Raw genomic sequence first — 26,586 nt, forward strand, 5'->3', positions numbered from 1 at the left:
ATAATTTTATAATTAATGAATATATAAGACTATATTATTTCATACACTTCAAATATTAATTGCAATTTTATGGTATAATGTTTTATGTCTTAAAACTGTGCTAAAGAGGTGAGTGTCTACTTGAAAACTAATGAAAACATAAAAGACGATCTATATATTTTAATTCTAATGACATTTTCACTACCCATAATAAGTCAATTAAAATTCTACCCATTTCACAACACCTTTCGTGTAAGCTTCAGTTCTGCAGTATTTCTATTTTTTTTATTGTGGGTAAAAAAAATACCTTTGGTATTATATGGAATTGCAATTGGAACATCTACCGTTGTATTTAGAATCACACTTGATTATATTTTTAAAAGTGGATTTCAATTTTACAATGATTTTCTACTACATTTTCCAGCTTTTTTTTATTATCTGGTATTTTCGTATTTACTGTATATTATAAAAATAAATAACTTTCATAATAGACCTCTTTTAATAGGAATAATAGCTACTTTTGTAGATATAACTTCCTCTACCACAGAGCTATTAATACGATTTCTAGTACTTAAAAATTCAATTTCAGCATATACCCTAGGACTAATTTTTATCATTGCCATCACAAGAAGTTTTTTTGTACTTGGATTTTTTAATATAATAAAATTAAATGAAGCCAGGACTATAGTAAAAGAAAAAGAAGAGAAAAACAGATACATGTTTTTACTCATTTCAAACTTATACGCTGAATCCATACAATTAAAAAAATCTCTTTCCTATGCTGAAAATATTACAAGAAATTGCTATAATTTATATGAAAGGCTTCAGAATAACCATTCTGACTTTAATTCAAAAAAATTATCTCAAGAGTTGTTAAATATTGCTGGACAAGTACATGAAATAAAAAAAGACAATCAGAGAATATATGCAGGTCTCTCAAAAATCATTTTATCTGAGGATTCTAAAGATTACATGAATGTAATTGAAATTGCCAGCATAATGATTAAAACTAATAGAAAATACGCTGCATCCCTTGGAAAGAAGATTGAATTTTTAACAGATATATCTTCAAATATACCGGAACTTCACAGCTATACAGTAATGTCAATTATAAATAATTTGGTGTCAAATTCCGTAGAATCCATAGAAAGGAACGGTATTATAAAAATTTACATCCACAAAACATATAGTTCAATTGTGTTTAAAGTAGAGGACAACGGAAGTGGAATACCCGAAAGAAAAAGAGAGCTTATTTTTAAACCAGGTTATACTACAAAATACAACGAACTCGGAGAACCTTCTACAGGCATAGGCCTTTCTTATGTAAAAGAAATAGTTACAAACCTAAAAGGTAAAATTTTTTTAAATAATGAAGCTAAAAATAAACAAACCATTTTTACTATTGAAATTCCCATTAAAAGTTTAGTAAGGAGGATGACATAATGAACTTTTTTATCGCCGATGACGATGACGCCATTCGTTCAATGCTGGAGGAAATTATCGAGAATAATAATTTGGGAAATGTAGTAGGTGAAGCAGTAAATGGTTCTTTAATATGCAGTGATTTTCTACACAATAAAAATGTAGACATATTGATAATTGATCTTTTAATGCCTATTAAAGACGGCCTTCAAACTATAAGCGAGCTAAATTCATCTTTTAAGGGTAAATCAATAATGATCTCTCAAGTAGAAAATAAAGAAATGATAGGCAAAGCCTATTTATTAGGAGTTCAATATTATATTACAAAACCACTAAATAAGATTGAGGTTATTGAAGTGATAAAAAGGGTCATCTCTAACATAAAACTTGAAAAATCCATAAATCATATTCAGGATACTATAAGCTCTTTAAAAACAGACAATTCAGAAAATAATATATCAACAAATAAAAACATTTTGGAATACAGTGAATTACTCCTAAGTGATTTAGGAGTAATTGGTGAAAGCGGAAGCAAGGATTTGCTTTCTATTATAAAATATTTATATACCCATAAGAACGATAACAAAACCAGTACAGTTCCAACTTTTCCTCCTCTTAAAGAACTATTTACTCACATTGCAGAGGAAAAATTAAGTGAAAATAGTAGTTTGATCAATGTACGGAAGGAAGTTAAGGCTTCCGAGCAGAGAATCAGAAGAGCTGTCATGCAGTCATTAAATTATATAGCTTCCCTTGGTCTCACTGATTATTCCAATCCTAAATTTGAAAAATATGCTGCTGAATTTTTTGATTTCATTGAAGTTAGAAAAAGAATGCTCCAGCTTCAAAATGACATTTCTTCAAATACCCCCATTCATATAAACGTTAAAAAGTTTATAAAAGTCCTGTATTTAGAATCCAAAAAACATCTTGAAAATAATTTATAGTAAAAAAGACATCGAACTAATTCAATGTCTTTTTTATAAATTAATTTATTTTTGAATGGATTTACTGCAGCCCGAGCAGCCGCAGCTGCAGCCACCGCCCCTTTTGTGAGACTTATAAGTTTTGTATGCAGAAAATCCAATTATGCCAAACAATACTACTGAAACTATAACTGTTGCCATATTATACCACCTCTTTTTCTCTTATAGGCTCTCCAACACCCTCGGCACCATGTCTCTCACTGTAAGGTCTTCTAAACATCAGATAAAGTAATCCTATAATCAAAAGAATAGCTACAGCTGTACCGATTCCAAATCCCTTCCCTGTAACAAATGAACCAATCTGGAATATAATCAGGGATACAACATATGCAAATACGCATTGATATCCAATGGAAAACATCGTCCATTTTCTTGAATTCATCTCTGTACGAACTGCACCCATAGCTGCAAAACAAGGAGCACACAGCAAGTTGAAAACTAAAAGTGAATATCCGCCAAGCAGCGAAAATGATGCTTGAAGGTTCCCCCACATCTGTGCACCATCTTCAGCAACTTCAGAGAATCCATAAAGTATTCCAAAAGTTCCAACCACATTTTCCTTGGCCATCAATCCGGTTATGGAAGCTACTGCTGCCTTCCAATTTCCCCAGCCCAACGGATCAAATATAGGTGCAATTGCATTTCCTATACTAGCAAGAATGGACTGTTCCATATCAACTGTCTGCATTCTCCAGTTAAAGGAACTAAGGAACCAAACAAGCACCGTGGCAAGAAGTATTACTGTCCCCGCCTTTTTCATAAAAGCTTTGCAGCGCTCCCACATATGGATTAAAACACCTTTTGCTCCCGGCACATGATATGGTGGAAGTTCCATTATAAAAGGAGCTGGATCACCCGAAAAAATCTTCGTCTTTTTAAGAATAATACCTGAAATAATAATTGCCGCAATTCCTAAAAAATATGCAGATGTTGCAACCCAAGCGGCTCCATGGAAAAGCGCACCTGCAATAAGTGCAATAATGGGAATCTTTGCGCTGCATGGAATAAATGTAGTTACAATGACCGTCATTCTTCTATCACTTTCATTTTCGATGGTTCTGGTGGACATAATTCCAGGTACACCACAACCTGTCCCAATAAGAATCGGAATAAAGGATTTACCTGAGAGCCCAAACCTTCTAAACAGTCTGTCCATTATAAATGCAATACGTGCCATATAACCGCAGTCTTCCAGTATAGCAAGACATAAAAACAGCATTGCCATCTGAGGTACAAACCCAAGCACAGCGCCTACTCCTGCAATAATACCATCCAGGATAAAGGAATTCAGCCAGCCGGCCGTCCCAATACTGTTTAAAATCCATTCTACATTGTTAGGTACAAAATCTCCAAATAAATTGTCATTTACCCAATCAGTCATGGCACCGCCTACCGTTGAAATGGAAAAATAATAAACTAAAAACATAATTGCCACAAAAATAGGCAGGGCCAAAATTCGATTGGTTATGATCTTATCAATTTTATCGGACATTGTAACTTTGACTTTATTTCTTCTGTACAGTACCTGTTTTGTAAGATTGCTTATATAGGAATAACGTTCATTGGTAATAATGCTTTCACTGTCATCATCAAATTTCTTTTCACAGCTTAAAATTATCTCTTCAATACGTTCTTTTAAATTCCCGCTGAGACTTACCTGTTCTAGAACCTTCTCATCCCGTTCAAATAATTTTATGGAAATCCATCGGGCGTTCACTTCATTTATATTATCTCTGACAATGCTTTCAATCTGTGCTAAAGCTTTTTCCAGAGGCTCTGAAAAAATATGAGGTGCAGAATAAGCTGTTTTGGATTTAGCAAGTTCTATAGCCCTTTCAGCTACTTCCTTTGAACCAATACCTTTTAACGCTGATGTTTCTATTACCTCACAGCCAAGAGCATCTCCCAGTTTTTTTATATTTATTGTATCTCCATTTTTTCTTACAACATCGATCATATTCAAGGCCATTACAACAGGTACACCAATTTCTATAAGCTGTGTAGTAAGGTAGAGATTTCTTTCAATATTACTGCCATCAACAATATCTATAATGGAATCCGGCTTTTCATTTATAAGATAATTTCTGGAAACCACTTCTTCCAACGTATAAGGTGAAAGAGAATAAATACCAGGCAAATCCTGAATAATAACATCTTTACGGCCCTTAAGTTTTCCCTCTTTTTTCTCCACTGTAACACCCGGCCAGTTACCAACATACTGAGAGCTGCCGGTTAAATCGTTAAACATTGTAGTCTTACCGCTGTTTGGATTACCAGCAAGAGCAATTTTAATTGACATTTACATCCCTCCTAATCGGCGTCAATTACCTAAAATACTCAACTAACTGATCTCTACTATCTCCGCTTCTTCTTTCCTCAGGCTGAGCTCATAACCTCTTACCTTAATCTCAACAGGATCTCCCAGTGGAGCTACCTTACGTATATAGATCTCTGTCCCCTTTGTAAGTCCCATATCCATAAATCTACGTTTAACGGCACCCTTTCCGTGAACCTTAACTACAGTGACATTTTCACCGCATTTTGTATCTCTCAATGTTTTCATGTTTCTAACTCCCTCCCTAAATATAAATGAAAAATCATACTACACAATAATTTTATTTGCCATTGCTTTATTTAATGCAATTCGAGCATCTTTGATATTGACTATCATATTTCCGGCAATTTCAGCTACTACAGTTACATTTTCCCCCTGGACAAATCCCAGGTTCTCCAAATGTCGACGGGTATTATCATTGCCTGTGATATTTTTAATGCTGCCTGATTCTCCAACTCTTATCATGGTAATTGGCATTTATACTCCCCTCCCACTTTATTTTCTCCTCCTAAACTAATGAGCTGTTGATTATGTATAGCTAAATGAAGATCATTAACATAAGATATCGAATTTCATTAACAAAGGATAATGATATTCAATATCATTTATGTATTTATTATAATATACTTACTTTCTTTTGTAAATATGTTTGTTAAAATTAATAATACTCAATTGACTTTACATTTTTACATAAAATAAAATCAGGGTCTGAAATTATCAAACCCTGATTTTTACTCTACTCTATTTAAAAAGTACTACTTTTTGGGAGCTAGAATCATAAACATGTTGTTTCCCTCCAATTTAGGTGCTCTTTCCACCGACGCACTTTCTTCTACCTTATCCAAAAACACATCCATTACTTTTCTTCCTAAATTGGTGTAGTTGTTTTGCCTTCCCCTAAATCTTATAGAAACTTTTACTTTATTGCCCTTATTTAAAAATTTTTTTGCATTATTGGCTTTAATTTCTATATCATTCAATTCAATAGTAGCACTTAACCTAATCTCCTTCATTTCAACAATTTTTTGATTTTTTCTGGCCACTTTGGCCTTCTTAGATTGTTCATAGAGAAATTTGCTGTAATTCATGATTTTACACACCGGCGGTTTTGCCTGAGGTGAAACCATCACTAAATCCATGCCTCTTTCCCTAGCCATTTCCAGAGCCTCTCTGGTTTTTAAAATTGTACTCTCTTTTTCCCCAACCAATCTAATTTTGTCCACCCTAATTTGTTCATTTAAATTATTATTTTTATTAATAATATACACCTCCACAATTATACTCATCTATTTATTATTATATCCAAGGATTTCCCCTTCTGCAACTGAAAAATATAACTGTTTGTTAAACTCACCTCATATTTTATAAAATTTTAATAATGCAAAGTATATTAAATCCTATTATAATAGTATTTAGCAAATCTTAAAAATTACCTTTAGCTTTGAGGGGGCATACTTATGAGAGAAAATAACAATTTAATTGAAATTCCAAAGGGAAAAAGCTTTTATAAAAAATTAATGGCCTTTATAGGCCCTGCATACCTGGTAAGCGTCGGCTACATGGATCCGGGCAATTGGGCTACAGATATTGCAGGTGGAAGTAAATTTGGCTACAATCTCATATGGGTAATATTAATATCCAACATAATGGCAATTTTTTTTCAAACCCTATGTGCAAGATTGGGTATTATAACCGGCAAGGATTTAGCTCAAGCATGCAGAAGCCACTACAACACAGCTGTAAATTATATATTATGGATTTTATGTGAAATCGCCATTGTTTCCACGGATATTGCAGAAGTCTTAGGGACAGCTATAGGTTTAAATTTAATATTTAACCTTCCACTAATATATGGCGTAATCATAACCGGATTTGACACACTACTTCTCCTATTTCTGGATAGATTCGGCATCAGAAAAATGGAAGCTTTTATCATAGGTTTAATTGCCATAATAGGTATAAGCTTCTTTATAGAAATTATCATATCAAAACCCGACTATCACGGAATAGCTTTAGGATTTATACCAAATCTTCCAAATAAAGATGCACTTTTTATAGCTATAGGTATAATAGGAGCCACTATAATGCCGCACAATCTTTATCTTCATTCTTCCATTGTACAGACAAGAAACATAGAGAGAACAGAAAGCGGTCTAAAACAGGCTGTTAAATTCAATAACATAGATTCACTGGTAGCATTAAATTTGGCTTTTCTCGTAAATGCAGCAATACTCATACTAGCTGCCTCGGTATTTCATAGAAGCGGCAACTACGGGGTAGATGATATTTTAAAAGCCCACAAACTTCTTGAGCCTGTTCTGGGAAGCACTTTAGCTCCTATTTTATTCGGCGTTGCTCTAATTGCCGCCGGACAATCTTCAACTATAACTGGCACTTACGCAGGTCAAATCGTAATGGAAGGCTTTATTCATCTTAGAGTTCAGCCCTGGGTAAGAAGACTTATCACAAGAATACTTGCAATAATACCCTCAATTTTAACTATAATCTATTTTGGCGATTCAGCTACAGGAGAACTACTTATAATAAGTCAGGTGATACTCAGTCTTCAGCTGGCCTTTGCCTTAATTCCTCTTATACATTTTGTCAGCAGTAAGAATTTAATGAAGGGATTTGCCATTTCCAAGAAGGCACAAATACTTGCATGGCTTTTATCTATTTTAATAATATACTTAAATGTGAGACTTGTTATCGAAACACTTATGGAATGGATGTCTAAAAGCAATTTAAAATCTTTCGAATATCTATCCATAACAATTTGCATAATGATGGGCATCTTGCTAGTTTATATAATATTTGAACCTATAATTTCCAAATCAGGAAACAGGGATGCAGTTGATATACACGGTGACGTACTCTTTCCTGAAATAAATAAAATTGAACCTTACAATAGTATTGCATTAGCTCTTGATTTCAGTAAAAATGACAGAGACGTATTATCTCAGGCTGTAAATTTTTGCAGCAAAGACAGTAATTTAATCCTAATTCACATAGTGGAAAGTGTAAGTGCCAGCATATACGGTAAAAAAGCAAATGATGTAGAAAGTAAAAGAGATATTGAGAGACTTAACATGTATATGGAAAAATTAGAATCACTGGGTTTCCAAAGTGTTATCCCAGAAGTAGGTTATGGAAAGGCAGAAAAATCTCTTGTCAAAATTGTGGAAAAACATCATGCTGATCTGATCATATTCGGTACCCATGGTCATCATGGCATAGCCGATATACTATTTGGCACAATAACAGATAAGGTAAAACACAAACTTTCCATCCCAATTTTGATTGCAAAATAATGGTATTACAATACAAAAGAATGCACTATAAACAACAAAGCTGTCCCAATCAATAGAACTGCAACTATGCAGACCCTGATATTCACAAAAAAACTGTTTTTGTAGCTTCCCATTATCTCTTTTTTGTTCGTAAATATTACTAGAAAAATCAATATGGGGATTATCAAAATACCTCCTATAATCTGCGTTAAAAGTGCCATGCAATTCAAAGGAAGATTTGGTATTAGCATAATAAAAGCTGCTATTAGAGCACTTCCAATATATACAGCATAAAATTTAGGCGCTTCACTTATACTGTCGTTTAAACTGTGATTCCATTTAAAAGCTTCCGCAGTACACCAGGAAGAAGATAAGGCTATTGTTATAGATGCAATAAGCCCTGCGTTAAATAAGCCTGCTGCAAACAGTACTGCGGCTGTTTTTCCGGTATTAGCTCCAATGGCCTTTATTATTAGATTGGGCCCAGCGCTTTCCATATTCCCCATTTGACCAAATAATGCGGTACCGGAAATAATTACGCAAAGAGCTATTATCACTTGAACTATACATCCTATACGGGTATCAACACGTCCAATACGTATGTGCTCTGCAACCGCTCCCCTATCTATACAGGCACTTCCCTGAAAAAATATCATCCAGGGCGCTACTGAATTTCCTATAATTGCAACAATATACCATAGTAGATCAGGGCTGTATACATTACAATTCCATTTTACAAAGGTATTTAATATAGACTGTAGATCAGGTTTAACCATAAATGCAATTATAACAAATACTATATTGACAATTCCCATAAAAAGTGCTATTTTCTCTTTTTTTAAATAGCCCTTGAAAGTTATAATTGATAACATGAATACCAGGCTAATAACAGTTCCCAGCCAGAGAGGTATACCAATCATTATAAGGCCTGCCGTCATTCCCATGAATTCAGTAGTCAACATTAAAATATTTTCAATGAGTAAAGTATATAGGTGATATTTCATCCAAAACTTACCATAATATTTACCAATAAGGAGCATAAATCCCTTCTGACTGACATTTCCAAGCCTCATGGACATTTCTTGAACTGTATACGTCAGCACACTAAGACAAATAGTAAGAGGTATAAATAAACTTATGCCAAATTTAGCACCGGTCATACAATAGGAAATAATTCCTCCTGCATCATTATCCCCCATTGCAGCCAAAACGCCGGGACCTATAAGGGCCAACACCGCCATATTTAATTTTAACTTATTATTTTTTTCCCTGACTGCTGTATTCTCAAATTTTAAGTTGCCTACATTAAGCCCATTTAAACTATTTTCATCTAATTGGTTCATTTATCTGCACCTCCATATATTGTCCTGATAATAGCTGATAATATATACTATACTTTTACCCTGAAATTGTTGCTTATATCTCAAATTATTGTTGAAATAATTTCAACAGTTTTTTTATATACTAATCGAAACTTTAGTGCATATAATCTACTATAGGTAATATAATTACAAGGCAATCGTCTAATAAATTAAGGAGTGAATAAAGTGTGTATGAGAGAAAATCTGAACTCGGCGCCCTCATCAGGGATTTATTGAAAAAAAACTCGCTTTCTATGCGTAAACTCAGTGCTTTAAGTGGAATAGACACTTCAACTATTTCAAGAATTGTGAATGGAAAACAACGTGCGAATATGAAACATATTCAAAGTTTTGCCAGATGCTTAAATGTATCCATAGAAAAACTACTGATAGCAGATGGATATGACATAGACATTTTAAACAATGAAAATTTTATAAACTCGCCTTCCTTTATAAAAAACATTCAGGAACTTTTAAAATTTTCAAATCTGCTTGATTACCACTATGATCTATGCAAAATAGAAGAGGAACTTGAAAAATACAAAAAATATGCTGCTACAAAAGAAGGTAAAAACATTGTATATAAGAATTTTAAAGAAAAGATAAATACCGTAAACGGAAGTGGACTGTTTGTAGATGAGCTAAAACAGATGTATGAAAAATTTTGTAATGACACTTCTCCTGAAGAAATTCGTATTCTACTTGGAAGCGGGCTTTTGTATTTCATACTTTCAATTGATATTATTCCCGACTATGTATTCCCTTTTGGATATCTGGATGACGTCATAGCTATAAAATTGGTACTTCACCATATTGCAGAAGTAAATGCCAGAAATGAAAAACTGCTTCAAAAATGATATTGACATATTATACAGTTAAATATGAGGTTTGTATTAAAAAGATAAATGACACCAAATCCACCTGTGATCTGGTGTCATTACTATATTATTTTAATTATTTCTTTAGTAAAATTTATAAATTTCTTACTGGCAGCAGCAGAAGTTTTTATAACTTCTTCATGGCTCAATCTATGATTCAATATACCTGCTGCCATATTTGTTATACAGGATATTCCCAAAACTTTCATACCGCTGTGATTGGCTGCAATTACCTCAGGAACTGTAGACATCCCCACTGCATCTCCACCAAGTATGCCCAACATATTTATTTCCGCTGGTGTTTCATAGCTGGGGCCGGTCATATATACATATACTCCCTCCTGAAGAGAAATTCCCAATTTAAATGCCGCCTTTTTTGCCATTTCTCTAAGTCCTTTATCATAGGCTTCAGACATATCCGGAAATCTAGAACCAAATTCATCCATATTCTGTCCTATAAGTGGATTTTGTCCTGATAGATTTATATGGTCTTTTATGAGCATCAAATCTCCACTGCTGTAATTTTTATTTATTCCACCTGAAGCATTGGTAACTATGATGGATTCAATGCCTATCATTTTCATGACCATAATAGGAAAAATTATATCTTTCATAGAATACCCTTCATAATAATGAAATCTTCCTTGCATGGCAAACACAGCTTTATTCTCAAGTTTTCCTATCATAAGGCGGTTCTTATGACCCTGTACTGTAGAAACAGGGAAATGAGGTATATCCCTATATCTATAGATTTCAGCACTTTCAATTTCATCCGCTATATTTCCCAAACCAGAACCAAGTATAATTCCTATTTTAGGTTTCAATTTCATATTTAAACTTATAAAACCTACTGCTTCTTTTACATTTTCATTTAAATTCATAATATACCGTTGATTCCATTTAACTACAACGATTTTTACCCTCCTCTAACTTATCTGATTCTATCCAATCTTTTTAAAGGTTCTATTTTATTTAAGTCATATGGAGTTTCTTGATAAACATAATAATTCAGCCAGTTTGAAAACAACAGATTGGAATGTCCCCGCCATCTTACTACTGGATCTTCCTCAGGATCATCCTGTGGAAAATAATTTCTTGGTATCTTTATATTACTTCCCTTGGCCTTGTCTCTTAAATACTCTGATTTTAAAGTAAGGGGATCATATTCAGAATGTCCCATAACAAAAATTTGCCTTGCATTTTTATCTAATACCAGGTATATTCCTGCTTCATCTGATTCTGCAACTATAGTCAACTCGTCTACTTTTTCGATATCCTCTCTTCTAACCTCTGTATATCTAGAGTGAGGGGCAAAAAATTCATCATCAAACCCTCTGACCAATTTAACATCCTTTTGTACCACCCTATGCTTAAATACTCCAAACATCTTCTCCTTTAAACTATATTTGGGAATACCATAATGATAATATAATCCCGCCTGGGCTCCCCAACATATATGCAAAGTGGAGTATACATTGTGTATACTCCATTCCATTATATTCTCAAGCTCTTCCCAATAATTCACCTGTTCAAATTTCAGATGTTCTATTGGAGCTCCGGTTATAATCAATCCATCAAACTTCTCATCTTTTACATCATCAAAAGTTTTATAGAAGTTAGTTAGGTACTCTTCCGAAGTATTTTTAGATATATGAGTTTTGGGATGGAGTAATTCGACTTCAATTTGCAGCGCAGTATTACCTATAAGTCTCAAAAGTTGTACTTCTGTGGTAATTTTAATTGGCATCAAATTTAAAATAGCTATCTTAAGAGGCCTGATATCTTGATGAAATGCTATATTTTCAGGCATGACAAATATATTTTCATTGTTCAAAATTTCAGCAGCTGGTAAATCATCTCTTATTTTTATTGGCATGTTATCACCTCTAAAGTATAAATTGTATTAAATTTTATTATAGCATAGTATTATATATAAATACAACTCAACTAATTCAATCCAATCGATATAATTTTTTACAGTATCTAACAGTTTCTTGAATGGTTTTGCACAACATATCAGCTTTTACATACTTACGCACATATTCATCTAAAGGTCCTCCTCCAATTAAAATCTTTAAATCCTTTCTAAGCCCTTTATTTTGAATTGATTGTATACATTCCCTCAAATTATCAAAGCAGTTTGTAAGAAGACATGAAATTCCAACTACCTTGGGTTTATATTGTTTAATTGCTTCTATAAATTCTTCAGTAGCTACGTCCGTACCTAGATCTATTACACGAAAGCCATTACTTTTCATGACAGTAGCAACAATATTTTTGCCTACATCATGTATATCCCCATATATAGTTCCTATAATAAAATTTCCCTGTTCTGAAGTATTCAAAGGAAATTCCTTCCTAAGTATTTGTGAAGCTTCTTTAAATATCTCCCCAGATATAATGAGTTCAGACATGAAATACTTTTTTTCTTCAAAATTCTTTCCTACGATCTCTATTCCCCTCTGTAAATACTGAATAATTTCCAATACCGGAACATTGTTTTTTATAAGAGACTTTACCTCCTCAATAACTATATCTTCATTTAATTCTGCCATTGCTTTCACAAGTGTTCTGTTCATAAGATATCCCTACCCTCTAATCTATAAAAATGAACCCTTTGTATATAACCTATCATAAATACATCAATAAAACACCATACACAATGAACAAATTTCAATATAAAAATAAGCATTATGTGCATTTTATATGTATTTTCTCAATTTTATTTAAATTTAAAATTTATGCTTCTTATTTATAAATTATACCTTTAAATCCAATGCATAATAGTTTATTATTTCTATATGGGGAGTGTCCAACATGAATTTAACTATGCACAGTCTTTTAAATAAAATAAATAAATATAATCCCAAGTTATATATATGTCAAAAAGAAGACATATCAATTAAAGCCGTAAAATTTCTCAGTGAAAGTCAATCTTTTTTTAACCCAGATTATCTATATGTAGGAAAGGATTCAGATTTTCCAAAGGTTTTGCCTCAGAATAGTACTGTCAATATACTTTGTATTTCAAATAACCTTATGACTTTTAAATACGCAAAAAAACCTATGTTAAATCTAATAGTGTTAGACGATAAGATAAATATATTTAAAATTTTCAATGAAATACAGGAGATTATTATAGAATATCAGGAATCAGATATTAATTCATCCAAATTACTAAATGCACTGATCAGTGGAAAAGGTATTCAACATATTGTAAACGTTGGATATGAGATACTTGGAAATCCTATATGTATTCTAGATCTAAGTTTTAAACTAATTGCTTCTTCAAAGAATGCAAAAGTAGATGATCCAATATGGGTTGAACTTCTAACTAAAGGTTATTGTTCTTATAACTTTACATCCAAACACAATATCAAAAAATTTATAGAAATAATTCACAAAAATAATTCTCCTGTATTCATGAATAAGGATAAATTTAGAATTCCAAGAATAATATCAAATATAAAGATCAACAACACAGTGGTGGCTTATCTTACATCTTTGGAATATGAAAAGCCTTTTTCCAGAAACGACATGGACCTAATTATACTCTTATGCAGAATAATATCTTCCGAAATGCAAAAAAACAGGTTTTTTCAAAATGCAAAGGGGTTTAGATATGAAAATTTTATAATAGATCTGCTCGATGGCAGTGAAAACAATAAAAAAACAATAGAAGATAGATTAAATTTCTTAGATTTAAACTTCTATTATAACCTGTATGTACTTGTAATATTTGTTCCCCAGAATAAGTTTGTTCACACTTCACTACACCAGGTAATGGACACAATTGAATATATGCTCCCCGGATCTAAAATAATTATATATAATGATTTTATTGTTGCACTCATAAATCGTAAAGATAAAATCTTCAATATTGAACACACTTTTTCAAGATTAATAACTTTTTTTAAAAGCAATAATATCTATGGCGGACTAAGCCGCTGTTTCCATAACATAGCTGATATAAAAAATTACTATGAACAGTCAGTAAAGTCCATTGAACTTGGAATAAGGCTTATAAAAGATAAATTTCTCTTTTACTATGAAGATCTAGCAATATACCATCTATTAGAGATCTGTTCCCGGCAGGAGGATTTAAAAAAGTTCTGTCATGCCTCAATATTTGCACTGATAAAATACGACAAGATCAATAATACAAACTATCTTCACTGCCTTTACACATATCTATTAAATGAAAAAAACCAATTGAAAACAGCCAGTAATTTAAACATCTGCAGAAGTACTCTGTCTCATCGCTTGAAAAGAATTCAGCAGATAATGAACATAGACCTAAATGACACTACTACAATTTTGAGCCTCACCCTAACTTTTATGATTTTTAAATATATGGATATTTATGGAGGTGTTATTCATGAATAATTACGTAATTACTTTTAAACCTATAAATCAAAAAATCTCCATTCCTGAAGGAAGCACTCTTAAGGACGCAATTGTAAAATCAGGATTGGATTTTGATTTTCCCTGCGGCGGAATAGGAAAATGTGGTAAATGTGCTGTCAAAGTTCTAAGTCCCAAAATTGAAACACTTAAAAAAGAATTGGAACATCTCAGTAAAAATGAAATCTTAAAAAATATACATCTAGCTTGTCTAACAGAAATCCACGACAATATGATTGTAGAATTGAACATGAGAAAAAATACAGATTATAACATACTACAGTCATCTGTTGAAAAAAAATCCGACCTACTTCCTCTTTTAAAAAAAGATTTCATTCAGCTAGACGCTCCTTCTCTAGAAAACCAAAAATCCGACTTGAATCGTTTAAGAGAAAAACTCACTTTAAAAAATTCTGAATATAAGAATCTAAAAATTGGGATTTCAACTCTGCGCCAATTGCCTGACAAGCTCCGTGAGGCATGCAATAAAGTAACTGTGGTAATCGGTAAAGATGAAATCCTGGGAATAGAAGAGGGTGATACCTGCCATAAAATGTTTGGTATAGCCTTTGACATTGGAACTACAACCGTAGTTGGATATCTAATGGATTTATACAGTGGAAAGGAGCTCGCTGTTTCATCTTCACTCAACCCCCAAATTAAATTTGGCGCAGATGTAATTTCTCGTACAAACTATGCCAATCAAAATAACAACGGTTTAGAATCACTCCAGTCTACTATTGTAAAATTGCTAAATGAACTAATAGATAATGTATCACAAAAATCAAACGTAAAAAAAGATGATATATACGTCTCAACTGTAGTGGGAAATACCTGCATGCATCATCTTTTTCTGGGTTTAACTCCACGGTATATAGCAGCTGTTCCCTATGTTCCTGTAGTAAATGAAAGTGTAAAATTAAGTGCATTAGAATTAAAATTAAACATAAACCCTAATGGAAGAGTATTTGCACTGCCTACTATTGCCGGGTTTGTAGGAGCTGATACAGTAGCTGTAATTTTAGCTACAGATATGGATAAAAGCAAAGATATAAAATTAGCCGTTGACATAGGAACCAACGGTGAAATGGTACTAGGTTCTTCTAAAAAACTCGTGTCCTGTTCTACTGCAGCAGGTCCTGCTTTTGAGGGAGCCCAAATAAGCAGTGGAATGAGAGGAGCTAATGGGGCTATAGATCATGTATGTTTTGGTGAATCAATGACTTATACAGTCATCGGCAATGAAAAACCAAGAGGCATATGCGGCTCCGGCCTTTTAGATATTATTGCAGGATTTGTTAAAACTGGTCTTATAAATAAAAGAGGTAAATTATTATCACCGGACAAACTCACAAACCCTGCAGCAAAAAACTATAGTAATCGCATAATAACTTATAATGGTACCAATGCCTTTTTAATGGTACCTGCATCTGAAACAGTTAATGGAAATCCTATACTAATTACACAAAATGACATCACTTCAATTCAATTGGCAAAGGGAGCCATTTCGGCGGGTATTAAAATACTTGTGGAAAAACTTGAAATAAATCTAGATGACATTAAAGAGGTTCTTCTTGCCGGTGCTTTTGGTAATTATATGAATCCACACAGTGCCTGCACAATAGGCCTGATTCCCAAAGAACTGGAATCTAAAATCAAACTAGTGGGAAATGCCGCCGGCAGCGGTGCAAAACTTGTCCTCTTATCACAAAGTGAATTTGAACGGGCAGATAGAATTGCAAATAAAGTAACCTATATTGAACTGGGGGCACAAAAGCATTTCAATCTGGAATTTGCCCGTGGAATGCAGTTTTAAAAAAAGAATCAACAAAGTTCAAAGCCCAAACAATTCTAATTCCAGATAATTAGTTAAATATTACATTTGAGCTTTGAACTTCAATCAAGTGATTCTCAGGTTCAAATGGAGTTTGCTTATAAGAAATGCTTTCCCATGATCAATTTTTATATCGACTCAAGAATCCACTTACTTTCCAGTTGCTGCAGAAATCATGGCTTTTACATTTTCAGGCTTTGCATTAGGAGGTATAGAGCATCCACTAGATAATATAAACCCATCTCCCATGTCCTTGACAAGCCTGGAGGCATAATCGTATACTTCATCAGAAGTTCCAAGAACAAGTTTCCCTGCCGGCACATCTCCCTTGATGCACTCACGATTTCCCAATTTATCTTTTATCTTATAAATATCAGTTACACCATCTGTTTCAAATACAATTTTACCCTTGGGAAAATCCTTGAAATAATCCAAATCTCTTTCCCAGTTCCCATCGCAATGAATATCACACACTGCACCTTCTTCTATGATTATATCTGCTGCACCTTTAATATATTTCCATACAAAACGTTCCCATAATTTAGGTGAAAAGAATTCGCTGGCTCCTCTTGCAGGGGATAAAAACACCACAGTAGGCTTGACAGCTCTCATCTGTTTCCTCAATTCATCCATGTTTTCCTTCTGGATAACTTGTAAAACAGCTTCCACTTTATCCGGCATTCTATATAAATCCATCATGAATTTTGAAAGTGAACGTCCCCCACCCAGAGCTTCATTAGCAGTTAATGTTACAAAGGGACTGTATACTACATAACCGGAATCTTCAATATTTTTATCTGCCTGAGATGCATAAAGCAAATCACTTGTAATACCATCCACATCGACTTGTAATCTGTTTTTAAGATAATCTTGTTTGAAATCATTCCATCCTTTATTTAAAATAACATCATAATCTTTTACAGTCATCATTTCGGCTTCATCCAACTGCCACAGCATATCATCCGGCAGCTCACGGCCTGGAAGTCTTACTTTTGACATAAACACCAAAGGAAATATAGGACCTGCAGCATAAGAAGAGTTTACTCCATCTACCTCTCCAAAAGCTTTCAATGAATTCAATATCACTTTGTTGGATATTTTAATGCTCTTGCAAAACTCAGACATTTTAACTCCCATATGTTTGGCACAAAATCCATCCATCATTAATATAACGGGTGTTCTATCCGTTTTTTCAAGTGCTAATGCTTTTTTTAATCTATTCAGCCGTTCATTATATAATTCCTGGTTGCTTTTCATTTTGCTGCACCTCCCATAATTTCTTTACAAAAGTCTACAGTTTGCTGGGCATCCTTACATACCATATCTGCATTTGCATACTTACCTGTGGCTTCATCTACAGGCCCTCCACCTATCAATATTTTCAAGTCCTTTCGAAGTCCTGCATCTTCTATAGTTTTTATACACTCTCTTATATTGTTAAAACAGGTAGTTAAAAGACAGGATATTCCTATAACCTTAGGTTTATACTTTTTTATGGCTTCAATGTATTTTGAAGTAGGTACATCAACCCCCAGATCTATGACTTCAAACCCATTGCTTCTCATCACAGTAGATACAATATTTTTTCCTATGTCATGGATATCATCGTATATCGTTCCTATTACAAATTTGCCATATTTTGAATCAGTGGATTGATCCAACCCGCCGATTAGCTGTGAAGCTTCATTAAACACTTCTGCAGACATAATGAGCTCTGAAAGGAAATACTCCTTTTCCTCAAATTTCTTCCCCACAATTGACATACCTTCCTGTAAATAACCTATGATTTCAAGTGGAGCAGTTCCAACTTCCTTCAATCTTTTTACTTCCGAAAGCACCATGTCTTCATCTAGATTTGCCATTGCATCAACTAACTTTTTACTCATAACATATCCTCCCTTTAATAAACATAAAAATCTTGATGTTAACTTTTTTATCATAAATTAAATAATATAACTTAAAACATTAACCTTCATTGAAAAGTATTAACCCTGCATAAGAAATTGTATTCAACCCGTTATAATATGGAATCCCGCAGCTTTTTTCAAGAGCTATTACATCAATTCCATAGGCCTCCAAGGACGAAAGCGCCCTGTCTGGAAATCTGCACTCAGTTCCTTCAACATAGGTACATACCTTGCAGAGCCTGCAGCATCCAGCACTTAAAGGCAATATCTCTTTAAACTTGTATTTAGCCCTCACGTGAGAAAGAATTTTTCTAAATATTTCCTCATGAATTTGAGCTGAAGCCTTCATTCCCTTTAGGTCAAAGGTACCTGACAGTTGATGTACTGTCTGTATTAGAAGTCCCTCATTATATCCTTTAGCTTTAGCTATCAATTCATCAATTGGACCTACAGCTGGTGGTCCCATCCAGTTGGTGTTGTAATTGCCGCAGACATTTTTTTCACATGCCTTTCTGGCATCCTCATAAAATTTAATCTGTGATACATCTATCATCGCTGCATGATCAGCCTTTAATTCAATTGCTTCTTTTACCAAAGATTGAAATTTAGATCTCATACATTTCTCTCCTCTGAATCAATGGATAAACTTTTATTCAGATTTTTTAAGGCCTCTGACTTTAAACTTTCCTCATCAGTTCCAAAAACAATCAGTGTAATATTTAAGTCAATATGCTTAATATTGCTTTCATCTTGTCCTGATAATTCTTTTACATTAATTTTTTTACCAGTAGTCGCAATCCAGATATTAAAATTATTTTCACTCTTTGCAAAAACCTTCAAATGTCCTATAAAATATTTATTCTTCTGTACCCATTTTTTAACATTATTCATAAATTCTAAAATACTATCTCTGATTTCATCTCCTGTAAGTTCATTTTTGAACTCAAAAGAATTGGAATAGGAAAATACTGCAGGTGTCTCCTTAAACCTTCCATAAAAAATTCCATGGAAATGATCTCTATGGATATCATTCATATTTTCCAGTCACCTCTTTCCATATATCTTTATCTGTACTTGTATTTGCAGACAACATATGCAAACCAGCTGTTGGATTAAGCTTTTTCACATGATTTTTTATTTGTTCTAATTCTTTTTCTTTAACTAAATCCATTTTGTTTATAAGTATTATATCCCCATCTGCTATTTGATTAGTTATAAGTACAGGCGTTACAGCAATGAGCTCCTTAAAACGCTCTCCATCTACTACTGTTACAATTTTTATACTATCTATGTTTTTTCCATACTCCTTCAATGTACTCAATATTCTACCAGGATAAGCCAATCCCGTGGTTTCAATAATTACCCATTCAGGATCTATTTTTTCATGAATATCATTTAATGTAATTATAAGATCTGAAGAAAGCTGGCAGCATATACATCCTGAAAATAATTCTCTGACACTTAAGCCACTGTATTCAAGAACCTTATCATCAACTCCAATTTCTCCAATCTCATTCTCAATAATCACCACGTTTGATTTAACTGAATTTTTGTTTTCCAGCAGGAAATGTGACAGAGACAATATTAAACTTGTTTTTCCTGAACCGAGAAATCCTCCAAAAATAATTAAATTCACTTTATTTTGCCTCCTTTTTTCAGACTAAAAACACAAATCCAAATTTATTATTTATATATGCCATCGCGAAAACCTTTGATAAATTTCCTTGAAAACCTGTCCTGGCCCATCAATGTCTGAGATGCCATAAGCGAGGCTCTCATTTCATTATCTGTCGGATCCAAAATATAGGAATCCATTCCCCTTGCCATGGTCTGTATCATAAATGTCCTATTCAGTAATTTTCTTGCAGGAAGGCTGTAAGATATGTTTGTAAGCCCGCAGACAGTGTGTATTCCAGGGTATTTTGCCATAATTTCCTCTATGGCATCAAGTACTTCTACTCCATGCTTTTCTCCTGCACTTATAGGTTTTATAAGAGGATCTATATATATGTCATGAATGTCAATTCCCTCATCTGTAAGCCTGCTAACAAGGTATTCTGCAATTCTAAGTCTATCTTCTTGTGTTTTTGGCATTCCGGTATTATCAATACAAAGAGCTATGATTTTGGAATTGTATTTTTTTATCAGCGGAAGTACCGCACTCCATCTTTCATCCTCACCTGTTATAGAATTTATCATAGGCCTTCCATTTTGTGACTTTCCAAGTCCAGCATCTAAAGCAAGAGGGTTTGGACTATCTATACAAAGAGGCAAGCTGCACCCTTTAAGCACATTGTCTACTAGCCATTTCATAATTTCAACCTCAGCCTGCATAAACGTGCCGCAGTTCACGTCAATATATGTAGCTCCACTCTCCTGTTGAAGTTTTGCAATATACCTTATATACTGTCCATCTTTCTTTTTCACAGCTTCAGATATCAGTTTTCTGCTGGTATTTATTAATTCCCCTATAATTTCCATTTACTCTGCCTCCCTTTAATTAAACATTTACATTAACCATAGAATAGCACATGTATTCCGTAAATTCATCTTACATAGTGACTAATTCTACTATATTTATTTATACATATTGTATTCTTTTAAAAAATTACTTTTATACCTATAACTATTTAGTAAAAAAGAGTATTATTATTATAAAAACTCTATTAATCAGATAAATTATTTTCGAGGTGATTTTGTTGAGTATAAATGGTTTTTACTTGTCCCCCCACCCTCCCATAATAATTCCCGAAGTAGGCAGGGGTGAGGAAAATAAAATAGCTGATACCATAAACAGTTTAAACGAAGTATCAAAGGATATTGCAAAAAAATCTCCTGATACCATAATAGTAATTACACCACATGGCACCATGTTCAGGGATGCTGTAGCACTTACCTTTTGTGACAGTGTAAGCGGCAGTTTTAAAGACTTTGGTGCAGGTAGTGTATCCATGAAACTCTCTATCGATAAAGAACTCACAGATAAAATATATCAGACTTCAATATCACAAAAAATTCCCGTTGTAATGGCTGATAACTCATTGTTGTCTAGATACCACAGATCTACAGTCTTAGATCATGGAGCTATTGTTCCACTTTATTTTGTAAATAAAAACTATACAAATTATAGACTCGTTCATATAACTTATGCACCAATAGATGATATAGAGCTCTACAAATTTGGCATGATAATAAGCAAATCTGTAGATGAACTAGGTAGAAACGCAGTATTTATTGCAAGTGGAGATCTGTCTCACAGACTCAAAGAAGAAGGACCTTATAGTTATAGTCCAAATGGTGAAAAATTCGACAGAGAATTTTTAAATGACCTCAAAAAGGGAAGCGTAGAGGATACTTTCAGCATAGATAAAAGTGTAATACAGGATGCCGGAGAATGTGCAAGACGTTCTGTGCTCATTCTCCTTGGAGCCTTTGACGGTAAGAAATTCAAAGGCAATCTTTTAAGCTATGAAGGACCCTTCGGTGTAGGATACGGCGTTATGAAATTTGATGTTACTTCAAAGGGCACTTCCATACTTGAAATCTTAGAAAAAAACAGGAAACACAGATATGAAGAAAAATTAAACTCCATGGATCCATATGTCCGTCTGGCCAGAGAAAACTTGACAAATTACTTAACAACCGGGAAACCTATATCTAAACTTCCCGATTACGTAACTCACGAGATGAAAAACAGTAAAAGAGCCGTATTTGTCTCATTAAAAAAATACGGGGAGTTAAGGGGCTGCATAGGTACTTTACTCCCTACCGCCAATTCAGTGGCAGAGGAAATCATAAGAAATTCTATAGAAGCCGGTATCAACGATCCAAGATTCATTCAAGTAAATAAATCAGAGCTTACAGATATAATCTTTTCCGTAGATGTGCTCACAACACCTGAAATTTGTACTAAAAAAGACCTAAGCCCTAAAAAATACGGAGTTATCGTAGAAAGCAAGGGAAAGACTGGTGTTCTACTTCCAGACTTAGAAGGTGTAGATACTGTAGATAAACAATTGTCCATTGCTTTGAAAAAGGGAAATATAAATCCTCATGAAAAATATACTATAGAAAGATTTAAAGTAGTAAGACATATAGAATAGGGTGATATTTATGAAAATGGAAGCTAAATTTTATGAAAAATTAAACGACAATAGAATTCACTGCTGCCTATGTCCTCACAACTGCATTATAGGTGAAAACAATTTTGGAAGGTGTAAAGTAAGAACTAATGAGAAAGGAAAACTTTTCACTATCAACTATGGAGAAATAACTTCTATTGCTTTAGATCCTATAGAGAAAAAACCCCTATACTATTTCAAACCCTCAACTTGTATATTATCTGCAGGAAGCTTCGGATGCAATTTTACCTGCAGCTTCTGCCAGAATTATAGTATTTCCCAGTTCAAAGCAAAAAGCCATTTTCTTCCCCCGGAGCAATTGGTAAAAGCAATATTGACCACCAAAAATAATATAGGCATTGCTTTTACTTATAATGAACCCACCATATGGTATGAATATGTATATGAATGTGCAAAGCTTTTAAAAGAAGCAGATAAATCTTCTTCTGTAGTTCTCGTAACCAACGGGTATATAAATGAAAAACCTTTAAGTGAACTTATTCATTATGTAGACGCCATGAACATCGATTTAAAAAGTTACAGCAATAAATATTACAGCAATATCTGTGGTGGAAACCTAAAGCCAGTATTGGATACAATAAAAATTTCATCTAAAATCTGTCATGTGGAAATAACCAATCTATTAGTAACTGGTGAAAACGACAATATGGATGATGTAGAATCCATAGCAAAATTTCTAAGCAGTATAGATAAAAATATTCCTCTTCACCTAACCAGGTATTTTCCACGATATAAACTGAGTAATCCCCCTACGGATATAAAATTCATGTTAAAAGCAAAAGAAATTGCTAAAAAATATCTCAACAAAGTGTGCCTGGGAAACATATGAATATTAAATATGGATATTCTTCCTGTAACAAAAACTATAAATATGAATAGTATATATTAGAATCTGATACAGTCAACATTTACTAATCATATTTTCTTAGATAAAAAGGAGGATAACATTATTTATGAGTGATGTATATGAATCAGGTCAAAAAAATGAAGTTTATACAGACAATACCTCTAATAATTTAGCTTATAATCAAAACAATGATAAATCTTGTGCAATTGTTACGGCTAAAACTGAAGGTATGTGTGATCAAATTCGTGTAAAACCAGATGTGATTCCATATGGAGACACATTTGTTAAAATTCCAGTTATACTAGCAGAGACAAATATAACTATTCCAGTTGAAGCTACTATAACATTAGACAAAGAAGCAATAGAAATAAAACGTATTAAGAAGAATGTATATTTAACTCAATGCCGCCTTATTCCTTTCTCTCAAGATAAGAAATCCGATACCGGTATATTATATATATCAGGTTTCGTAAGAAAAAATATTGAGTATGCAACAGAAAAATGTATAAGCAGTGACAAAAAAAATATATGCGGCGATATAAGACACTGCACAGTTAAGGTACCTTTTAATTGTACTACTAGGGTTAAATTCATTAGAAAACCTTTCTTCCGCAGTAACCCTAATTCACAAGAGCTGCAATACTTTACAGATAGCCTCAAAAGCTGTGACGTTTGTGCAGATCCTATAATTGGACGTAATCCTTGTGATCAAAATTTCACTACTACGGAAATATTTAATGAAAAACCTTTCTGTGAATTAGTAAAATCATGTATTACTGAAGTTGACATTCATAAATGTCCAGTTCCAGTAAACGGTAAACTCTATGGAAGTCCTATGGAGCAGGAGTTCCGTACATTCACCGAAAAAATAGTGATAGATCTGACATTAAAAGTACTGCAAAAACAACAGGTAAGAATCGATTCACTGGGAGAACCTAAGAAGACTTTTGAAAATTCATCTCAAAAATATGATACTTCTGTCTCTGAATGCACTCCGTGTGATCCAGTTGACCCTCATGATCCATGGCCTAAAGAAAAAGATTGTTAGAAGTAGAAATTTAGTAATATTAATATCTTTCTAAATATTATATTGTCTAACTTATATACTGAAGATCCAAAGCTTATCTAAAAAAAGTTTTGGATCTATTTTTTAGAATATAAAAAACAGTGATAAAATGATCTAAAATAATTGTACCTTTCAAACACCTTAATTTACAATACTATTAAAAGGGGAATGAATTATGGAGATAAAATATTCTTCAACTGAATATGATAAAAATCATCCTGGAAAAAATTATTATGACAATGAGCTTAACAGGAAACATCATAAGAGACATCATAAAAGAAAAGACCATGACAGGCATCATAAAAAGCATCAGAATAAAGATTATGAAGTGATCTTAGATAATGAACATAATATAAAAAATGATAAAAAACACCGTGAGCACAATAGCCACAGATATAGAGAAAGACATGATAAAAAACATTATAGTGGAAAAAATTATTTGTGGAACCACTATTACAAAAAATTTTTAGTATTTGAGAATGATAAAATCGTAGAATACATTGAACCTAATAGAAATTATTACAACAATCAAAACAAAAAATATATAGAAGATAATTCTGTTCATACGCCAAATCTTCTTGAATCTGATTTAAATCATAATCAACAGTGCAATGAAAATCATATCTTATTAGAAAATGTTAATACTGAGCAAATTATACCCTCAAATAAAAATAAAATTGCTGTCGAAAATTGCGAAACGACCGTTACTTCAGAAATGCTACCTCTTTGCGAAAACATTCCTTATATTTCCAAGGCAATTAAAGGACCAGTGACGATAAAAGTTCCAGTAGTACTAGCAGAATGCAAAGTAATTATTACTGTTCAATCTTCCCTTAAGCTGCAAGATACTGTATCAGAAATTAAGGACATAGGAAAAAACGTATATTTAAATCAGTTTAAATTTACACCTAGCTTTGAAAGCCACAAATATAATACGGGAATAGTATTCATAGATGGTTTTATTAAAAAAAATATTGAATATATTTCGAAAGAACAGGTTAAAGGAGAAATTTTAAAATATTCTTCCGCTAAAATACCATTTAAGTGCGCCACTAAAATCCCCCTTAAAACTCCCCCTAAATTTACACCTACTCCTTCTCAAAATAAAATAGATATATCAGAAACTGATGTTAAAATCTGTGGTATTTCCGAAAAAGATAGTATAGCTCAAAATGCCCATGAACAAAATTTTAAATTAATTCAACCTTTTAATGAAAGTGTATTTTGTCAATTGATAAATTCAGAAATTGTTGAAACTGATATTCTTGAACATCCAAAAAACCAAGATCGCAAATCGTCTTTAAATAAGGATTCCCATAAAATTACTGAAAAAGTGGTACTGCTCCTAACAATAAAGCTGCTGCAAAATCAATATGTAGAAATCTCACCATAAAACTTGTTTATAAATAAAGTGATTCTTAAGTTTGCTAATTTCGGAAGTGTTAGCAAATGGGAGTGTTCGGATAGAAATTAGAAATGAAATATTTGTAAAATGTACCTGAATTTTATATACAGGTACATTTTTATTTCAACATATTATTTTTTATATACATCCTACACAGAAAATATCGTACAGTAATTTTTCAAAATTTCCCTGGAAATATAAAGAATATAATACTTAATTTATTATATTATACAAATAACTTACTATATGCAACTGCATAGATTATATTGAAAATAGTAGAGTTCAAATATCGTATTTCCACTATTTGGTATTTGAACTCTTCAACTTTTGAATTTAGTTTCTGTATATATGCCACATGGCATTATTTCTTCCTCTAGCAAATACATCTGTTCTATTTGGCCCCCAAGATACCGCAGCAGGTTCGGAAGTTATGTTTCCACCCAAGCTGCGCCAATCACTCCACCTGGATCCATTCCATGATCTAGTAATCAACTGGTTATTTAAGCCTCTTGCAAAGACCTCAAGTCTATTTGTCCCTCTGGAAGAGACAGCCGGGCCGGAAGTTAATCTTCCGCCAAGATCTTCCCATGAACTCCAACGAGAGCCATTCCACCACAGATGATACAATCGATTACCTTGTCCACGTGCAAATACGTCAATTCTGTTGTTTCCCCAGGAAACAGCGGCAGGTGCCGAGGTCAAGTTTCCACCTAGGCTTTCCCAGTCACTC

The 26,586-nt window shown here is 33.2% G+C and carries 25 protein-coding genes and 1 pseudogene; 10 read left to right on the forward strand and 16 right to left on the reverse strand.

Translation table 11 applies throughout. From position 1 onward, the window contains the following. The first annotated feature begins 120 nt into the window (after nucleotides 1-120). Entirely contained in the window at nucleotides 121-1,422 is a 1,302-nt protein-coding gene (locus ACFHWD_RS15315) for a HAMP domain-containing sensor histidine kinase (RefSeq protein ID WP_236035205.1), read from the forward strand. Continuing rightward, nucleotides 1,422-2,348 (forward strand): response regulator, encoded by a 927-nt coding sequence (locus tag ACFHWD_RS15320; RefSeq protein WP_150356717.1) that lies wholly within the window; start codon nucleotides 1,422-1,424, stop codon nucleotides 2,346-2,348. Before ACFHWD_RS15315 ends, ACFHWD_RS15320 begins: the two co-directional genes overlap by 1 nt. Before the next feature lie 45 nt (nucleotides 2,349-2,393). Here ACFHWD_RS15320 and ACFHWD_RS15325 read toward each other — a convergent pair whose 3' ends face one another. The 5 genes from ACFHWD_RS15325 to infC form a co-directional block, all read right to left on the reverse strand. After that, nucleotides 2,394-2,528, reverse strand: a complete 135-nt coding sequence (locus ACFHWD_RS15325; RefSeq protein WP_150356716.1) for a FeoB-associated Cys-rich membrane protein — start codon at nucleotides 2,526-2,528, stop codon at nucleotides 2,394-2,396. Between the two features lies 1 nt (nucleotide 2,529). Further along, nucleotides 2,530-4,686, reverse strand: coding sequence for a ferrous iron transport protein B (gene feoB / locus ACFHWD_RS15330; RefSeq protein WP_150356715.1), 2,157 nt, complete (start codon nucleotides 4,684-4,686; stop codon nucleotides 2,530-2,532). A 42-nt stretch (nucleotides 4,687-4,728) separates the two neighbouring features. Continuing rightward, complete coding sequence (locus tag ACFHWD_RS15335) at nucleotides 4,729-4,950, reverse strand: FeoA family protein (RefSeq protein ID WP_150356714.1); 222 nt, start codon at nucleotides 4,948-4,950, stop codon at nucleotides 4,729-4,731. A 39-nt stretch (nucleotides 4,951-4,989) separates the two neighbouring features. Beyond that, complete coding sequence (locus ACFHWD_RS15340) at nucleotides 4,990-5,199, reverse strand: FeoA family protein (protein ID WP_106008614.1); 210 nt, start codon at nucleotides 5,197-5,199, stop codon at nucleotides 4,990-4,992. Nucleotides 5,200-5,477: 278 nt separating this feature from the next. Beyond that, nucleotides 5,478-6,008: a translation initiation factor IF-3 gene (gene infC / locus ACFHWD_RS15345; protein ID WP_179977341.1), complete on the reverse strand. Its 531-nt coding sequence runs from the start codon at nucleotides 6,006-6,008 to the stop codon at nucleotides 5,478-5,480. Nucleotides 6,009-6,179: 171 nt separating this feature from the next. On the opposite strand from infC, the gene ACFHWD_RS15350 reads away from it, so the two are divergent. After that, a complete protein-coding gene (locus tag ACFHWD_RS15350) occupies nucleotides 6,180-8,033 on the forward strand; it encodes an Nramp family divalent metal transporter (protein WP_378062647.1) in 1,854 nt (617 codons plus the stop codon). Between the two features lie 5 nt (nucleotides 8,034-8,038). Here ACFHWD_RS15350 and ACFHWD_RS15355 read toward each other — a convergent pair whose 3' ends face one another. Next, nucleotides 8,039-9,355 carry an NRAMP family divalent metal transporter gene (locus ACFHWD_RS15355; RefSeq protein ID WP_150356712.1) on the reverse strand — a complete coding sequence of 439 codons (1,317 nt, stop codon included), beginning with the start codon at nucleotides 9,353-9,355 and terminating at the stop codon, nucleotides 8,039-8,041. Between the two features lie 206 nt (nucleotides 9,356-9,561). Here ACFHWD_RS15355 and ACFHWD_RS15360 point away from each other — a divergent pair, with 206 nt between their 5' ends. Next, nucleotides 9,562-10,230, forward strand: coding sequence for a helix-turn-helix domain-containing protein (locus ACFHWD_RS15360; RefSeq protein WP_150356711.1), 669 nt, complete (start codon nucleotides 9,562-9,564; stop codon nucleotides 10,228-10,230). Nucleotides 10,231-10,313: 83 nt separating this feature from the next. Here ACFHWD_RS15360 and ACFHWD_RS15365 read toward each other — a convergent pair whose 3' ends face one another. From ACFHWD_RS15365 to ACFHWD_RS15375, 3 genes are all read right to left on the reverse strand, one after another. Continuing rightward, nucleotides 10,314-11,132 (reverse strand): purine-nucleoside phosphorylase, encoded by an 819-nt coding sequence (locus ACFHWD_RS15365; RefSeq protein WP_179977339.1) that lies wholly within the window; start codon nucleotides 11,130-11,132, stop codon nucleotides 10,314-10,316. Between the two features lie 50 nt (nucleotides 11,133-11,182). Next, nucleotides 11,183-12,127: a homoserine O-succinyltransferase gene (metA, locus tag ACFHWD_RS15370; RefSeq protein ID WP_179977338.1), complete on the reverse strand. Its 945-nt coding sequence runs from the start codon at nucleotides 12,125-12,127 to the stop codon at nucleotides 11,183-11,185. Nucleotides 12,128-12,203: 76 nt separating this feature from the next. After that, nucleotides 12,204-12,830 carry a B12-binding domain-containing protein gene (locus tag ACFHWD_RS15375; RefSeq protein ID WP_150356708.1) on the reverse strand — a complete coding sequence of 209 codons (627 nt, stop codon included), beginning with the start codon at nucleotides 12,828-12,830 and terminating at the stop codon, nucleotides 12,204-12,206. A 238-nt stretch (nucleotides 12,831-13,068) separates the two neighbouring features. On the opposite strand from ACFHWD_RS15375, the gene ACFHWD_RS15380 reads away from it, so the two are divergent. Then, nucleotides 13,069-14,637, forward strand: a complete 1,569-nt coding sequence (locus tag ACFHWD_RS15380; RefSeq protein ID WP_150356707.1) for a CdaR family transcriptional regulator — start codon at nucleotides 13,069-13,071, stop codon at nucleotides 14,635-14,637. Then, on the forward strand, nucleotides 14,630-16,471 hold the full coding sequence (locus ACFHWD_RS15385; protein ID WP_378062648.1) for an ASKHA domain-containing protein: 1,842 nt from the start codon (nucleotides 14,630-14,632) through the stop codon (nucleotides 16,469-16,471). The genes ACFHWD_RS15380 and ACFHWD_RS15385 overlap by 8 nt, the downstream gene beginning before the upstream one ends. Before the next feature lie 168 nt (nucleotides 16,472-16,639). Here ACFHWD_RS15385 and ACFHWD_RS15390 read toward each other — a convergent pair whose 3' ends face one another. The 6 genes from ACFHWD_RS15390 to ACFHWD_RS15415 all read right to left on the reverse strand — a co-directional run bounded on the left by ACFHWD_RS15390 (nucleotide 16,640) and on the right by ACFHWD_RS15415 (nucleotide 20,877). After that, on the reverse strand, nucleotides 16,640-17,746 hold the full coding sequence (locus ACFHWD_RS15390) for a uroporphyrinogen decarboxylase family protein (protein WP_179977335.1): 1,107 nt from the start codon (nucleotides 17,744-17,746) through the stop codon (nucleotides 16,640-16,642). Further along, on the reverse strand, nucleotides 17,743-18,375 hold the full coding sequence (locus tag ACFHWD_RS15395; protein ID WP_150356704.1) for a B12-binding domain-containing protein: 633 nt from the start codon (nucleotides 18,373-18,375) through the stop codon (nucleotides 17,743-17,745). The genes ACFHWD_RS15390 and ACFHWD_RS15395 overlap by 4 nt, the downstream gene beginning before the upstream one ends. 79 nt (nucleotides 18,376-18,454) lie before the next feature. Then, on the reverse strand, nucleotides 18,455-19,012 hold the full coding sequence (locus tag ACFHWD_RS15400; RefSeq protein ID WP_150356703.1) for a DUF2284 domain-containing protein: 558 nt from the start codon (nucleotides 19,010-19,012) through the stop codon (nucleotides 18,455-18,457). Next, nucleotides 19,009-19,431, reverse strand: a complete 423-nt coding sequence (locus tag ACFHWD_RS15405) for a hypothetical protein (protein WP_150356702.1) — start codon at nucleotides 19,429-19,431, stop codon at nucleotides 19,009-19,011. The genes ACFHWD_RS15400 and ACFHWD_RS15405 overlap by 4 nt, the downstream gene beginning before the upstream one ends. Further along, on the reverse strand, nucleotides 19,424-20,032 hold the full coding sequence (locus tag ACFHWD_RS15410; protein WP_229981723.1) for a GTP-binding protein: 609 nt from the start codon (nucleotides 20,030-20,032) through the stop codon (nucleotides 19,424-19,426). Before ACFHWD_RS15410 ends, ACFHWD_RS15405 begins: the two co-directional genes overlap by 8 nt. Nucleotides 20,033-20,079: 47 nt before the next feature. Continuing rightward, a complete protein-coding gene (locus ACFHWD_RS15415; RefSeq protein WP_150356700.1) occupies nucleotides 20,080-20,877 on the reverse strand; it encodes a methyltetrahydrofolate cobalamin methyltransferase in 798 nt (265 codons plus the stop codon). Between the two features lie 218 nt (nucleotides 20,878-21,095). On the opposite strand from ACFHWD_RS15415, the gene amrA reads away from it, so the two are divergent. The 4 genes from amrA (at nucleotide 21,096) to ACFHWD_RS15435 (ending at nucleotide 25,844) form a co-directional block, all read left to right on the forward strand. Then, nucleotides 21,096-22,499, forward strand: coding sequence for an AmmeMemoRadiSam system protein A (gene amrA / locus ACFHWD_RS15420; RefSeq protein ID WP_179977331.1), 1,404 nt, complete (start codon nucleotides 21,096-21,098; stop codon nucleotides 22,497-22,499). A 10-nt stretch (nucleotides 22,500-22,509) separates the two neighbouring features. Continuing rightward, complete coding sequence (amrS, locus tag ACFHWD_RS15425) at nucleotides 22,510-23,367, forward strand: AmmeMemoRadiSam system radical SAM enzyme (protein ID WP_150356698.1); 858 nt, start codon at nucleotides 22,510-22,512, stop codon at nucleotides 23,365-23,367. A gap of 124 nt (nucleotides 23,368-23,491) precedes the next feature. Continuing rightward, on the forward strand, nucleotides 23,492-24,433 hold the full coding sequence (locus ACFHWD_RS15430) for a CsxC family protein (RefSeq protein WP_229981724.1): 942 nt from the start codon (nucleotides 23,492-23,494) through the stop codon (nucleotides 24,431-24,433). Between the two features lie 193 nt (nucleotides 24,434-24,626). Beyond that, nucleotides 24,627-25,844, forward strand: coding sequence for a CsxC family protein (locus ACFHWD_RS15435; protein ID WP_229981725.1), 1,218 nt, complete (start codon nucleotides 24,627-24,629; stop codon nucleotides 25,842-25,844). Nucleotides 25,845-26,189: 345 nt separating this feature from the next. Here the strand turns inward: ACFHWD_RS15435 and ACFHWD_RS15440 are convergent. Continuing rightward, nucleotides 26,190-26,586 (reverse strand): annotated as a pseudogene (locus ACFHWD_RS15440) (sialidase); the annotation flags it as partial.

It is taken from the genome of Clostridium sp. MT-14, assembly GCF_042436595.1.
In the GTDB taxonomy this organism is placed as follows: Bacteria; Bacillota; Clostridia; order Clostridiales; family Clostridiaceae; genus Clostridium_B; species Clostridium_B aromativorans.